The organism is Streptococcus ovuberis (assembly GCF_012396585.1).
Classification (GTDB): Bacteria; Bacillota; Bacilli; order Lactobacillales; family Streptococcaceae; genus Streptococcus; species Streptococcus ovuberis.
Genome location: NZ_JAAXPR010000004.1, coordinates 39,865 through 53,751 on the forward strand (window position 1 = coordinate 39,865; position 13,887 = coordinate 53,751).

A 13,887-nucleotide genomic window follows, 5' to 3' on the forward strand; every position below is an offset into this window, starting at 1 on the left:
AGCTTTTCATGACTGTAACTCACTATCAAAATCCTATCCTACGTGGCATGTATCCCGACCCATCAATTGTCCGTGTGGGGGAAACATACTACATGGTCAATTCGACCTTTGAATATTACCCAGGCATTGCCCTTTCAACCTCCACAGATTTGCTTAACTGGACCCAATTGCCAAGTATTGCCACAAGACCTGAACAGGCTGATCTAAGACAGGCCAAATCAAATGAAGGAATCTTTGCAGTCTGCATCCGTTACCACGATGGGCATTTTTATGTCATCACAACGAACTTTGCTGAGTTCAAAAACTTCATCATCCGTGGACATTTAGCTGATGATGGGCAAGCCATTATCTGGGAGGATAACCGGGTCGTCGTGGATATCTTCGGTATTGATCCAGACCTCTTCTTTGAAGATGGCAGGACCTATGTCCAATTCACGGGCTACATTGATGACAAGGGCACTAAGGCCATTCAACAGGTCGAAATCAACCTAGAAACGGGTGCCATTTTACGTGGTCCTGAAGTCTTGACCTTGGGCACAGGTGGACGCGATGTTGAAGGCCCTCACATCATCAAAAAAGACGGCTACTACTACCTTCTTATGGCTGAAGGCGGGACAGATCTTGGGCATATGATTACCATGTTTAGAGGGCAAAATCTTTGGGGACCTTTTGATGAAGCTGCGCCTAAAAATCCGCTCTTTACCAACCGTGACCGAGCGGACGAGCCCCTTCAGAATATCGGACATGCTGACCTCTTTCAAGATACGGCAGGAAACTGGTGGCTGACCTGTCTAGGAACACGTCCTGCTGCAGTAGGTTTTGTACACTTTACCAATATTGGTCGTGAAACCTTGCTCTACCCTGTAGATTGGTCAGGCGATTGGCCAGTCATCAATGGTGGTATCCCTTCTCAGGTGGTTGATATGACAGCCTTCCCAGACCATGCCAAAGTTCTGAAAAATCCGCAACAACTAAAGCCTTTCGAGGACAACTTCACGACAGAGAGCCTCCATCCAGAATGGGTCAGCCTCCGCTCGGACCTCACTGATCGTCTGAAAATCGGAGCTGGCTCCCTCAGCCTGACAGGATCTGCTATCCGGCTCAATAATCTAGCGACACCTTCCTTTTTAGCCCTCCGTCAGACCGAGCACAAAGAAAGCTTCGAAGTGCTCCTAGACACCGCTAACACTCTAGTCAATCTTGGGCGTCTCGGACTAGCAGTGATCATTAACTCCGATCATTTTGCTAGCTTGATGCTTGAAGCTGATCCAAAAGGTGGCTACCAGTTTATCAAACAGGTCCGTGTCCTTGATTTGGAAGTTGAGACAGTCATCGGTCACAGCGAAAACCTCCCTACCCGCTTCACTCTCGAACACACCATTGCCACTAAAATCTTCACGGCCCACTTTGATGACGGTCGCTCGATTGGTTTTGACATCCATGCCATGCATTTTTCAAATGAAGCCATCGCCGCCCTAAACACTGGGGACTTCTGTGGCTTGTACGTTTTAGATGACGCTCAGATGGTGGTGACAAAAGCTAGTCGGAAGTCTATATAGATAGAACTGGTATCGCTACTTCGTCAATAACTTCCCTACTTATAGCAACCAACCACCAAGATCTTACCAAATGTTCATTGTAGTAAGATCTTGGTGGTTTATCGCTTATTTTTCTGAAAATGATATGGGGAGTACGTACTTTGAACTTATAGTAGAAGAGTTGATCAAACGCTTTTAAGTCCCTTTTTTGAAAGGATGAGACGATTAAAAATGGGCGTATTATAAAGCTCCAACAATGGCATGTGGTCGGTAGAGTTCATCAAGATAGGTCATATCGGCTTTCGTCAAGCGAACCTCGAATGCTCCCATAAAATCATCTAGGTACTGTTCTTTGGTCACACCAACGATGGGTGAATGAATACCTTTGTTCCACAGCCAAGCCAGTGCAATCTGCGAACGACTGACCTGATAGCGATTTGCCAGTTCTGCGACACGTTCCACGATAGGGTAGTCTTGTTCCTTTTGGTGGTCATATTTAGCTTTATTGGTCTCATCCGTTTTACTACGGGCTGTATCAGCTGACCAGTCGCGTACAATTCGGCCGGCTGCCAAAGGGCTATAAGGTACCAAAGCTACTCCTGAATCCTGACAAAACGGGATCATTTCTCGCTCATCTTCACGGTAAATTAAATTGTAATGATTTTGCATGACTGAAAACTTGGTCCAGCCATTTTTCTCAGCAATGTATTGCGCCTTTTGAAATTGCCAGGTGTACATAGCAGAAGCTCCGAGATAATGAACTTTACCAGCACGTACCAAATCATTAAGCGCAGCCATCGTTTCCTCAATTGGGGTATTATAATCCCAACGATGGATATAAAGAATATCGATATAATCTGTTCCCAGACGTTTCAAACTAGCGTCCACTTGATGGAAAATTGCTTTGCGGGATAAACCTGCCGTATTAGGAGCTGGTATTTGTCCATTACCAAAGGTACTATCTCCAAAGAAAACTTTTGTAGCAATGACGACTTCTTCGCGCTTAGCAAACTCACGAATAGCCCGTCCTAAAAATGCTTCACTAGAGCCAAACCCGTAAATATTAGCTGTATCAAAAAAATTGATTCCTGCATCCAGTGCTTTTTTGATGATCGAGCGACTCTTCTCTTCATCGAGTATCCAGCCGGATTGAAAACCACGCGCTGCTTCACCAAAACTCATACAGCCCAAACATAGTTTTGAAACGGTTAACCCTGTGTTTCCCAATTGTGTATATTCCATGAGTATCCTCCATTTTGGATTAGATAATATAATTTGACTTCAAAACACTGACGATAACTTTTTGTGTCTGTTATTCTGACCTATTTAAACCTTTCCCTAAGTTTAATGACTCGATATTTCGCCACCTTTCAGTAGGGACGATGATGCTTTTTAGATAGACCGCGGAATCACAATCACCATGGCGGTAATCAAGACAACCCACATCATGGCAGGTGGATAAATGGTTAAGGACAGGAGAAGGCCAATGACTTTTAAGGCAATATCCAGCATGCCTGCACGGTCTAAAATATTAAATCCTTGACCGTTACTAATAGCAGGATTGAGATGCTCTAATTCACGATACATCCAAACATTGCAGGCCGTGACCAATAAAATCACAATGCCATAGAAGGCTTGAGCCACAGAGGTATGAAAATGAACAGCGACAAGACTGGTTGTATAGGGGAAAAAGGAGGAGAAAAAGAGCAAGACTAAGGCATTCCAAACCAAACGATTATTGATCTTATCCACCTGATCCCAAGCTCTATGCAAGTTCACCCACATGGTTCCTAACCAGAAAAAAGAAATTGTGTAGGCAAAAAAGTTTGTCCGTAATTCCCAGAGTGCCTGCCAAGTCATCTCTTGTGGTCGCTCCAATTCTAAAACTAAAATCGTGATAATAATCGCTAAAACAGCATCCGTAAAGGCTACCAACCGTTCTTTAGACATTTCAGGCATATTCTACTCCTCATCCTTCAGTTAAATACCATCATACATGCTAGTATTCTGTTTTGTACTTTATCATAGCCCATCATTCATCATTTGTCAAAAATCCATAAATAGCCAAGCAAAAACTTCTCACTGACAATACATTAGAATGATTTCCCAATAAAACCAGCCAGTAATTCAACCGTTGATGCGTCACGATGGTCTGCAAATACAGTTGTATCGGTATTGAGCGCCTTGATCGCTGCCATGTCATCGCTTGATAATTCAAAATCAAAGATGTCAAAGTTTTGGCGGACACGCTCTGGATTAGCTGATTTTGACAAACTCACAATACCACGTTGTAATTGCCAGCGAAGCATAACTTGCGCGGTTGTCTTGCCATATTGGTTGGCAATCTCTGTCAAAACTGGATTGCTAAACACATCAAATTTGCCTTCTGCAAAAGCGCCCCAACTTTCTGTGACAACTCCTTTTTCTTTTTCATAGGCCACTTGCTCTTCTTTTTGATGAAAAACATGACATTCGATTTGATTAACAGCAGGTGTTATGTCATTAAATAGAGCCAAGTTAGCTAATTGGTCTTCCTTAAAATTAGACACGCCAATAGCACGGATTTTTCCTTCTTTATAAAGCTCTTCCAAGGCACGCCAAGCACCAAAAGTATCTCCAATCGGTTGGTGTAGCAAATAAAGATCCACATAGTCTAGATCTAATTTTGCCAAAGAGTCAGCAAAGGCCTTTTTAGCCCCCTCATAACTCATGTCTGAAATCCAAAGTTTGGTCGTGACAAAGATGTCCTCACGTGGAATGCCTGACGCCTTAATGGCACGACCAACGGCTACTTCATTTCCATAGGATTGGGCAGTGTCTATGAGGCGATAGCCCGTTTTTAACGCTTCTTCAACGACTGCTTGAGTAGTGGCATCATCTTGAATTTGAAAAACTCCAAAACCAACCATAGGCATTTGAATACCATTATTTAATGTGACATATTGCATAATAATCACTCACTTTCTTTTTGATAATGCCATTTTATCAGAGCTATTTTGATTTGCACAGAACCATATCTTTATGGTAGTATACAACTAACGTATGCTAAAGAAACGCTCACGGAGGAAGGACTTACAATGACCTATACCGAAAATCGTCTTCTTGAAATCCTCGTTTTATTTGCTAAACTAGGCAGTTTATCCGCTACTGCAGAGGCGCTGCTCTTAACTCAACCAACCATTACCCGTAGCATGCAAAGACTTGAGGAAGAGTTGGCTGTTCAACTCTTTATCCGCACACCGAATCGCCTAGAATTAACCGAAACAGGAAAATTAGCGGCTCAAAAAGCGGAAGTCTTACTAAAAGAGCATAAACAATTTGTTAAAGAACTGCGTCAATTTGAGCAAGAACAACACCAGGTAGTACTCTCTTCCACTGCTCCTGGTCCCATTTATCTGTTTCAAGAGAACGAATCACTTCGAGCCACCATGGATGAGACGATTATTGCTCAAAGTCAAGTTGAGCAAGCCTTGCTTTCCCACCGTTTCTCTCTTGTTTTCACCACTGAAGAACTGTTTACCGATCAGATTGAATCCCTCTATATTGGGGAGGAAATTCTCTCCGTCCATCTTGATGCCAAAATGGTCGCTGCAGACGTTGAAACAACAACTTTTAGAACTTTAGCTAACACAAGCTTTTTAACCATGTCTGGCCTAGGTGAATGGGCAGATGTTGTCCGCAAGGAAATTCCCAACGGAAAATTTCTCAAACAGGACAATCGAGAAACCTTTCAAGAAATTTTGCAACATTCAAACCTGGCATACTTCTCGACCAATCTCTCTGGAAATTCGACTAAGAATAACCACCGAAAAAAGCTTTTGATTACCGATGAACGTGCCAGTCTGCCTTTTTATATGACCTACCTCATTTCAGAAAAGGAGCGACTAGCACCACTTATCCAAGAACTTAAAAGGACTTGGCCAGTGACCCATTAACTACTACATCCACTCATCAGCAATGTGCGCGTTTTCTATTTGTTTAATCTTAGGTAAAAGGCACTATCTTTTATTAAAAATAAATGACCAACAATATTAGAAAAGGCTTGAAATCAGGTGATTGACACCAAATTTCAAGCCTTTTTCTTATTGAATTTGTGTTGACCAACCTTTCCTAATTCCAGCACATCATAACCAATGAATGATCTATAGTCTAGAAAAAGAAATTTTCTACGATGTCTTCTAATGATAAATCAATTGAAGACGGAATTGTCGAGATACTAAAGACAATACTTCTAAAATAGACGTCAACAGTAGAGACAATTAATCCGCTGGCACATAGGCCATCAGGTTTTTCTCACGTTCTTCCAAGGTCATATTGAAATAGCGGAAGTCTTTATTAAGCGCATTGATTCTTGCCATTTCCTCATCGGTCAAGGCAAAATCAAAGATGGCAATATTTTCTTTTAAATGGTCCGGATTGGTTGTTTTTGGAAAGACAGCATGACCAGACTGAATATGCCAACGTAGGATAATCTGTGCATTGGTCTTGTCATATTTTTGCGCTAGTTCAGTGAAGACCGGCTCATTGATTAAACTAGCATCCCCGTGTCCAAGTGGATACCAGCTTTCGATGATCGCACCGATCCCTGCGATCCGTTCTTTCAACTGAATTTGTTGGAAATAAGGATGGCATTCCACTTGTAAGGCTGCCGGCTGGACCGTTGCCAGCTCAAGAATTTCTTCCAAACGTTCAGATTCAAAATTACTAAGTCCAATGGAGCGGACCTTCCCAGCTTGAACGGCTGCTTCCAGGTGTTTCCAGCCCGCCTTATAATCGCCAATTTCTTGGTGCAAGAGGACAAGGTCAATGTAGTCCATATCCAGGCGCACCAACATCTTATCAATCGCCTTTGGATCCGCATAATCGCTCGGCCATAATTTTGAGGTGATAAAGAGTTCGCTGCGCTCCAATTCAGAGGCCTTAACAGCCTGACCTACCTCACGTTCATTTTGATAGGCATGCGCTGTATCCACATGGCGATACCCAAGTGTGAAGGCATCTAGTAAATTTTGCTTCGTTTCTTCTGGCTTTACTAAATAGACACCTATTCCAAATTGGGGCATTTTATAGCCTGAATTGAGTGTTAAATACGTTTGTTCCATGATAGTTTCCTTCCTTTATATTGTAGTCCTTAGACTTCTTTGACGTCTGTGTAAATGAAATGCGACGTACGATTGGCGATCTTCCATTGACCATCCACTTTCACGTACTCATCTTCATAACGAACACCTTGCGTCGTTTGGATACGCTGGCCCTCTTCGTTGGCACCAATCAAAACAACATGGCAGTAAGCTGTTCCACTAGCTTTATCCCCATCAATTTGGACGACTTGTTGGCCATTGAGATGGTACACTGTATCGAATAATGCCAAGAAATTTGCACAGGCTTCTTCAATAGCTTCTCGCCCTTCTTGCTTGAAGACCTGGTCTCCATTGTGCGAGGTCAAGGTTGCATTTTCTACAAACAACTGCGCCTGAGTTTTTGTATCCTTGATATCTGCTAAATTAGAAAATGTATCAACTAATTCTTTTAATGCCAATTTTTCCATAAGTGTTTCTGTGTTCATTTTTTTACCTCTCTTTTTTTATATTTAACCAATTATTTGCCACTTACCATCTCTTTTTTGGAAATAGCGATCACCTGGGACAGACCAAGTCCCTTCACTACCATATATCTTGGCGTGGATTCGCTGTTTTACCTGCATGAGGACACGATCCCCTTCTTGTGAAAAGCTATATTCTGTATCCAAAAAGTCATAGTAGTTCATCTCACCATTTTCGATATCCGCTAACCATTCTGCCTTAGTCTGGGTTCTCCCGGTAATATGAACGGCCACATAGTCGTCTGGCAAAATGGCATCTAAAGTAGCCATATCTTTATCTATCATAGCCTGGCGCATCTGCTCAAAAATGGCAATCATGCTATCTTTATCTGCTTGTGTCAGCACGGTTTCCTCCTTCTTATCCGATTGGCTGTGCTCTGTTCTTATTTGCTGTGCTTTTTCAATTTGTCCAGTTTGTTCTTGCTGGCTACCGCACCCCATTAGCAACAAGGCAACCCAAAAAGGCATCATTCCAAGCTTAGTTTTCATTTGCCGGTTGCCATCTCCCTTCTATCCTTTCAAAGGGCAACTCAAAGTCCATAGTCCAAACCTTTCGAAAACCATAAATGCGAGCATCTGTTTTGGCCTTGGCATGAAGAATGGCTCGCTCATCGTTGATGAAACGCACCGTCTCAGAAATAGGCACATAGGTGTAATATCGAAAAGTCCCACCTCGGATATCGTCAAAGTATTCCTCCCGTGTCTGGTAATACCCACCAACATGGCGAAACAGGTAGTCTTCTGGGTAAAGTTGATGGAGTTGATCAAAATCACGTGCAATAATCGCTTCCCAAATCTCGTGTTGGAGTGTGATGATCTCTCTTTCTGCAGTTTGTGTCATTTAGTCTCCCTTCATCCGAATCAACTTAGCTGGATTGCCACCCACAATGGCATTAGCCGGAACATCCTTTGTCACGACCGCACCACTGGCAAGAAGAGCGTTGTCGCCAATCGTAACACCCGGCATCACTTTCACCCCTTCACCAATCCAGAACTTCTTTCCAATCACGACAGGCTGGCAACGTAGGATTAAAAGATCATCCATATCATGATTGTCGGTCACAATGCTGACATTGGGCCCAATGAAGCTACCATCGCCAATTGTCACCCCACCGATGGACATAAGGGTCAAACTGTGATTGATGAATACTCCTTCACCTAGGCAGACATTTCTTCCAAAATCAATTTGTGACGGACTCATGATATGGGTCGATGCAGATAATTTCCTTCCAAGCAAATCACTATAAAGCGCCTGAATCTCTGGGGAAGTTGGCTGGGTTTGATTGATTTGAAATTGTAGATCTCGACAACGGTTAAACTCTGCTAGCACAATGTCTTGATAGTCCTCTTCCATCATACTGACTGCTTCCCCATCAGCCAAACGCCTCCAAATATCTTTTGTCATATTGCCTCCTGTTGTTTTTTCTAAGTCCATTATAAAAGCCCACTGTGACAAACACAATGGGCTTTTTTCTAAAAAGGTGGCTTATGCCACACATGGACCAAAACTGTGGCAAAAGATTATGTCAACAGAGAATTGACACCTGCAAGCGTAAGGAGATTGGCTGTTTCAATCACATCTTCAAGAGGTGTTTTCTTCCCCTCTTCGACCCACTGACGGTAGATAGCAAGTCCTGTATGTTGAACAAAATTCAAAAGGCTAATCTTTTGAAAATCGCTGAGCTGGTTGACCTTCTCGGCCTTAGACCAAGTGGACGCCATAACCATATCCACCATATCTTGACGAATCTCTCTGTAAGAAGATTGGCTGATGGTAATCTTATCATAGGCCTCTCCCTGCTGAGCTGAAAATTCAAAAAAGGCGCGTTGCATTTTTTCCAAATCCTTAGGCAACGAAAAATCCTTAATCACATCAATATAGGCCTGAGCATACTGTTCTTGCATTTCAGCTAACAGATCGTTCAAAGTTGGGTAATAGCGATAAAAGGTCTTCTTATTGATCAGAGCACGCTTGGCCAACTCTGTCACTGTGATGTTGTCATAATCCAGCTCACAGATGAGCTCCTCAAAAGCCTGAGAAATAGCAGTAACCGTACGCTGAATCCGTAAGTCTTCAAAACCTGTTAATTTCATAGCAGCCCCTCCGCTTGTATTCTACCAAGAATTCAAAGGAAGTACAAGTGGTATCCAATCGATTGAGGGTTTTCTTATTTTCTCCATGCCAGCAGTATCCTACATCTTCAAAAAGTCAATGACCTCTCTTGCAAACTCAGACGCATACTGAAAGATAGAACCATGACCGGCATTGGGATAGATGATGAGTTGACTACCTGCAATCTTATGGTGCATGTCATATGAATTTTCCGTTGGGACCTGCATGTCCTTATCTCCATTGACAATGAGGGTCGGCTGAGTGATGTAGGACAAGTCGTCTGGCAACTCTTTCCCCCAGCGCTTGATAGCTCTTAACTGAGCTAAAAATCCTGGGACATTGATAGCTTTGTCTGAATAGGGGGCTGTTCGCTTACCCATGCGTCCCAAAACTTTTTCAGCTTCCAGGCGACCTGCTTCATCGTGAGGATAGAAGATGTAGCGTTTTGGATCCACACGCTCCAGACCAGCCTTCAGCATATAGCGAAAGGTCTTTCCTGTCACCTTATCGACTTCAACACCGCCACGAGGACCTGTTCCTGCTAGAATCAAGCGGTTAACCATTTGGCTATCAAGACGAACGATTTCTTGGGCAATAAACCCACCCATCGAAAGACCTAGCAGGTTAATTTTTGTATGCCCCAAAGCCTTGATAATAGCATGAGCCTGCTCTGCCATTCCTGGAATGGTGGATGCCACCTTGCCCTGGCTAGCTCCGACACCAGGCAGGTCAAGGACAATGACATGCTCTTTTTCAGCTAGTAAATCTAGCAATTTTGGGTCCCAGTTGTCCAAGGTTGCCGCCAAATGGACCAACATGACCAGGGGCAGTTTGGACTTGTCCTTGCCCAGTTCACGGTAGGCAATCTGGTTTCCAGCCACAGTTATGTATTGATTTTTAGTTGTGATATAAGACATAAGTACTCCTACTATTTAAAACTGAGGACAGTTTTTCCACGTGAACGACCATTTGCTACCTTATCAAGGGCAGCATTGACCTCTTCAAATGGATAAACTGTGTCAATAGATGGCTTAATCTTGAGCTGACTAAAGAGGTCTGCCACTTCCTGCAACTGTTCACCATTACTCTCGACAAAGATAAAGTGATAATGTACACCATATTTTTTAGCCATTTGATCAAATTTACGTCCAACCAAACCGAAGAGTAGTTGCTTCCATTTCGGTAAGTTCATTCGTTTAGCAAAGGCTCCGTTTGGCATGGCACGCAGAGAAACGAGTTGCCCACCCTTTTTCATAATACTCATTTGCTTCTCTGTCTCTTTACCACCAAGTGTATCAAGAACATAATCTACATTACTAAGCGTTTCGGTATAATCTTCTTTCTTGTAATCGATAAAGCGGTCTGCTCCTAACTCTAGAACCCGATTAGCATTATCCCCTGATCCATTCGTGATAACGGTCAACCCTTTGGCCTTAGCAATCGGAATCGCCATCCCACCGACACCACCTGTCCCACCTGAGATGAAAATGGTCTTGCCAGCCTGTGCCCCCATCAACTCAAGAGCCTGCATAATGGTTAAAGCTGTCAGTGGCACAGCTGCTGCCTCCACATCAGTCAGATAGGCAGGAACTTTGGCAAGGGCTATAGCTTCCACCGCTACATACTCCGCAAAGGCACCGATGTTGTCAAGGGGCAGACGACCAAAAACACGATCACCGACCTGAAACTGGCTCACTTGATTGCCAACAGCTTCCACCAGACCAACCACTTCGTTACCGGCTATTTGTGGCAATTTGTAAGGGACAATCATTTTGACCTCACCGCGTGAAATCATGTTATCCAAGGGATTGACGCCTGCAGCGGTGACTTTGACAAGGACTTGATTCGGTTTAATTTGTGGTTTAACAATGTCTGTTAGGTTAAGTACGATATTGTTTTTGTTATAAGATGTGTGTTGTGCTGCTTTCATCGTTTTCCTCTTTCTATTTTTATAATAGCAGAACTGGACTGCTAAGGATATTGAGATATTTTCTAGGTACTTTATTATCATATTGTACTTGAATCTAGTACAAATACATCTAGTGGTAAAACATTAACCAAGCGTTACTTGGTTAATCCTGCTTGAGCATAGAGATTGGAGATGACCTCTGCAAGACTTTGACTGGCTAGCTCTTTTTCCAACTGACGTTCTGCCTGATGAAAAACAGGGTTAATGGCCGCTTCAATATGCTTTCCGACTGGGCACTCCAAATTGGCATGTTGATGCACTTGGAAGAGTTTTATCTGAGAGACTTCTTGTGTCGCATAATAAATATCCAAAAGACTAATCTCTGCTGGTGTTACTGTCAACTGATAGCCACTCTTTCCTTGATGGGATATGAGTAGACCTTTATTTTTCAGTAAGGCGATAATCTTGCGAATATAACTAGGATTTGTTCCAACACTAGTGGCTAGAGCTTGCGAACTCAAGACTTCTTTGCTCTCGGCAATCATGGCTAAAATATGGATAGCCACTGAAAATTTAGTATCCATAAGACCTCCCTCGACATGTATCAGAAACAAGAACAAGTTTATCATAAGACGACTATCTTGGCAAGGATTTTGCTTAGAATGGCATAAAACCTATCTCCTTCGCTTGCTTTTCATCAATAACGACCTCCGCCCTTGACCAAAAGCAAACTGTTCCAATAGTCTGATAAAAGCCTCCGTACTGACAAGAGAGTTCGTATCAACTCTTAGATAAATGTTTCATATTAAACCGCACCGCAGTCACTGCTAGATAACAAGAGATGATGGCAGCGATGAACAGTAAAAACTCACTGTTCGCTAAGAAAAGATAACTCAATCCCAAACCAACCATCCAAGCTGTCAGACAACTATAAACCAGACTTTTTGTAAACTGATGGGTCGGCTTATTCATGGATTTGAATTGGTAAATCCCTGATAAAATCAAGAAAACACCTAGGTAAAAGAGGGCTACTGCAAAGCCATTGTGTGCTTCTGCATTTCCTAAAAACCCGATTGCTACGGTGACAAAACTTAGTCCAAAAATGATGGGATAATGCCAGTAGATCAAGTGGTTTTCGTTGGGATTGGGTGTATGTGGATCAATCAAATGGTCTATTTCAACAATATAGGTCATAAAGAGACTCGCTACAATCAGAAAGATCAACACAGACAAAACACTCAGTCTATCTGGTCGAAAATAATCCGCAACCCCAATAATCATCTCTCCAAAGGTAATAATAACCAGTAGAGACAGTCGCTCCACTAGATGCGGAAAATTCATGGGCTTTAAATCAGGGGCCATAGCCTTCCTTTTGACCAAAAAGCCCGGGAGTAACCACGTTATGAGAACACTTGCAGCAGCAACGAGTAACCCTATTGGATAAGGAAGAAATAGAGCCAGCAAAAGTCCAACTGTTCTGGCACCTAGAATGGAAAAGAAACGCCTGATAAAGAGTTTGTCTGCTGGGTTTTCTGTCCGAGCGTACTCTAATAGATACTGCACCAAGAGGAGAAAGGAGATCCCTGCAAAAGGTCCATAAAAATACAAGAAATGATCAGCGTTACTATTTGCGTCAATAGACGTTAAAGCAACCAGCAAGAAAATCATCTGGCCAAACATCATGGCCATATTGGTCAGAGAATTTCGCCCAAACCGATTGGTAAACACCGTCTGCACCATCCATGAGTTTAGCATAATGAGCATTCCAATCGCAAAAGCAACAAAAGACAGGGTTGGAACGACACCGTGGTGAACATGGTGAATCAGTGAGGTGGTCTGGCTAAAGCCGTAGACATAGACCAAATCGTAAAATAACTCTGTTAACTCAACTTTCTTATGTGTCATCTTAGCAAAATATTTTTTCTTTTTATTAGCTCCTGATTTGAGAGTGGTTTCTTTTACTCATGCCCCCAAACGTCCTTCGCTAAACCAAAAGCTGACCAAGCTTTTGGCCACCCGACATAAAAGGCAATGTGAGTGATGATTTCTGAAATTTCTGCTTTCGTCACCCCATTCTTTTTAGCGGTGTTTAGGTGATACTTGAGCTGCTCCCAATTCCCACCTGTAATAAGAGCTGAAACAGTAACGATGGAGCGAAGTTTAGGCGAAAGTTCTTCTTCACGCGCCCATACCTGTCCAAAAAGCACATCGTCATTGATTTCTGCAAACGTTGGTGCAAATTCTCCTAATTGATCACGTCCTGCTGTTTGTTTGATTGCCATCTTAGTTTTCCTCCTTATGCGCTGCTTGATAGTCTTCATCCGTCACTGGTCCATAAAATTCACTGGCACCAGCTGTGATAGCCACATGACTGAACCAAGAATCTTCGGTTGCCCCATGCCAGTGCTTCACCCCTTTATCTGTTACTACGACATCACCTGCTTTGAGATGTCGAACAGGTTTTCCAGCTTCCTGATAAAGGCCTTCACCTCCGGTAACAAGGAGGATTTGGTAACCATCTGAATGCACATGCCAGTTATTACGGCAACCTGGTTCAAAGGTTACATTCCCAACACTGGTTTTGCCGTCTGGTGCTTGTGCCAACATAGCTAGATAAGATTGGCCGATAAAACTAGCACCATAAGGATTTTCTTCCCCTAATGCAAATAAAGGATTATTTTTTATATCTTCATGTTTAATCATGAGTCATCACTTCTTTCTAAAA

17 protein-coding genes are annotated in these 13,887 nt (G+C 42.8%); 2 read left to right on the forward strand and 15 right to left on the reverse strand.

Annotated elements, in window-relative coordinates:
• The first annotated feature begins 8 nt into the window (after positions 1–8).
• Complete coding sequence (locus HF992_RS03295; RefSeq protein WP_168548637.1) at positions 9–1,559, forward strand: glycoside hydrolase family 43 protein; 1,551 nt, start codon at positions 9–11, stop codon at positions 1,557–1,559.
• A 219-nt stretch (positions 1,560–1,778) separates the two neighbouring features.
• On the opposite strand, the gene HF992_RS03300 is transcribed toward HF992_RS03295, so the two are convergent.
• The 3 genes from HF992_RS03300 to HF992_RS03310 all read right to left on the reverse strand — a co-directional run bounded on the left by HF992_RS03300 (position 1,779) and on the right by HF992_RS03310 (position 4,486).
• Positions 1,779–2,780 carry an aldo/keto reductase gene (locus tag HF992_RS03300; protein ID WP_168548638.1) on the reverse strand — a complete coding sequence of 334 codons (1,002 nt, stop codon included), beginning with the start codon at positions 2,778–2,780 and terminating at the stop codon, positions 1,779–1,781.
• A 150-nt stretch (positions 2,781–2,930) separates the two neighbouring features.
• Positions 2,931–3,488, reverse strand: a complete 558-nt coding sequence (locus tag HF992_RS03305) for a TMEM175 family protein (RefSeq protein WP_168548639.1) — start codon at positions 3,486–3,488, stop codon at positions 2,931–2,933.
• Between the two features lie 143 nt (positions 3,489–3,631).
• On the reverse strand, positions 3,632–4,486 hold the full coding sequence (locus HF992_RS03310) for an aldo/keto reductase (RefSeq protein WP_168548760.1): 855 nt from the start codon (positions 4,484–4,486) through the stop codon (positions 3,632–3,634).
• 129 nt (positions 4,487–4,615) lie between these two features.
• Here HF992_RS03310 and HF992_RS03315 point away from each other — a divergent pair, with 129 nt between their 5' ends.
• The gene (locus HF992_RS03315; protein WP_168548640.1) at positions 4,616–5,473 is read left to right on the forward strand and encodes a LysR family transcriptional regulator; all 858 of its coding nucleotides are present in this window, start codon (positions 4,616–4,618) and stop codon (positions 5,471–5,473) included.
• Positions 5,474–5,797: 324 nt separating this feature from the next.
• On the opposite strand, the gene HF992_RS03320 is transcribed toward HF992_RS03315, so the two are convergent.
• From HF992_RS03320 to HF992_RS03375, 12 genes are all read right to left on the reverse strand, one after another.
• Positions 5,798–6,640 carry an aldo/keto reductase gene (locus tag HF992_RS03320; RefSeq protein WP_168548641.1) on the reverse strand — a complete coding sequence of 281 codons (843 nt, stop codon included), beginning with the start codon at positions 6,638–6,640 and terminating at the stop codon, positions 5,798–5,800.
• A 29-nt stretch (positions 6,641–6,669) separates the two neighbouring features.
• Entirely contained in the window at positions 6,670–7,104 is a 435-nt protein-coding gene (locus tag HF992_RS03325) for a nuclear transport factor 2 family protein (protein ID WP_168548642.1), read from the reverse strand.
• 24 nt (positions 7,105–7,128) lie between these two features.
• A complete protein-coding gene (locus HF992_RS03330; protein WP_168548643.1) occupies positions 7,129–7,629 on the reverse strand; it encodes a nuclear transport factor 2 family protein in 501 nt (166 codons plus the stop codon).
• The gene (locus HF992_RS03335; protein WP_168548644.1) at positions 7,619–7,981 is read right to left on the reverse strand and encodes a nuclear transport factor 2 family protein; all 363 of its coding nucleotides are present in this window, start codon (positions 7,979–7,981) and stop codon (positions 7,619–7,621) included. The genes HF992_RS03330 and HF992_RS03335 overlap by 11 nt, the downstream gene beginning before the upstream one ends.
• On the reverse strand, positions 7,982–8,545 hold the full coding sequence (locus HF992_RS03340) for an LbetaH domain-containing protein (RefSeq protein ID WP_168548645.1): 564 nt from the start codon (positions 8,543–8,545) through the stop codon (positions 7,982–7,984). It abuts the gene before it with no gap.
• A 116-nt stretch (positions 8,546–8,661) separates the two neighbouring features.
• Positions 8,662–9,234, reverse strand: coding sequence for a TetR/AcrR family transcriptional regulator (locus HF992_RS03345; protein WP_168548646.1), 573 nt, complete (start codon positions 9,232–9,234; stop codon positions 8,662–8,664).
• A 99-nt stretch (positions 9,235–9,333) separates the two neighbouring features.
• Positions 9,334–10,170: an alpha/beta fold hydrolase gene (locus HF992_RS03350; protein ID WP_168548647.1), complete on the reverse strand. Its 837-nt coding sequence runs from the start codon at positions 10,168–10,170 to the stop codon at positions 9,334–9,336.
• An 11-nt stretch (positions 10,171–10,181) separates the two neighbouring features.
• Entirely contained in the window at positions 10,182–11,183 is a 1,002-nt protein-coding gene (locus tag HF992_RS03355; RefSeq protein ID WP_168548648.1) for an NADP-dependent oxidoreductase, read from the reverse strand.
• Positions 11,184–11,317: 134 nt separating this feature from the next.
• Entirely contained in the window at positions 11,318–11,746 is a 429-nt protein-coding gene (locus HF992_RS03360; protein WP_168548649.1) for an Rrf2 family transcriptional regulator, read from the reverse strand.
• 196 nt (positions 11,747–11,942) lie between these two features.
• Positions 11,943–13,067 carry a low temperature requirement protein A gene (locus tag HF992_RS03365; RefSeq protein ID WP_168548650.1) on the reverse strand — a complete coding sequence of 375 codons (1,125 nt, stop codon included), beginning with the start codon at positions 13,065–13,067 and terminating at the stop codon, positions 11,943–11,945.
• Positions 13,068–13,120: 53 nt separating this feature from the next.
• Positions 13,121–13,444, reverse strand: coding sequence for a carboxymuconolactone decarboxylase family protein (locus HF992_RS03370; protein ID WP_168548651.1), 324 nt, complete (start codon positions 13,442–13,444; stop codon positions 13,121–13,123).
• Between the two features lies 1 nt (position 13,445).
• The gene (locus HF992_RS03375) at positions 13,446–13,865 is read right to left on the reverse strand and encodes a cupin domain-containing protein (protein ID WP_168548652.1); all 420 of its coding nucleotides are present in this window, start codon (positions 13,863–13,865) and stop codon (positions 13,446–13,448) included.
• Positions 13,866–13,887 lie beyond the last annotated feature (22 nt).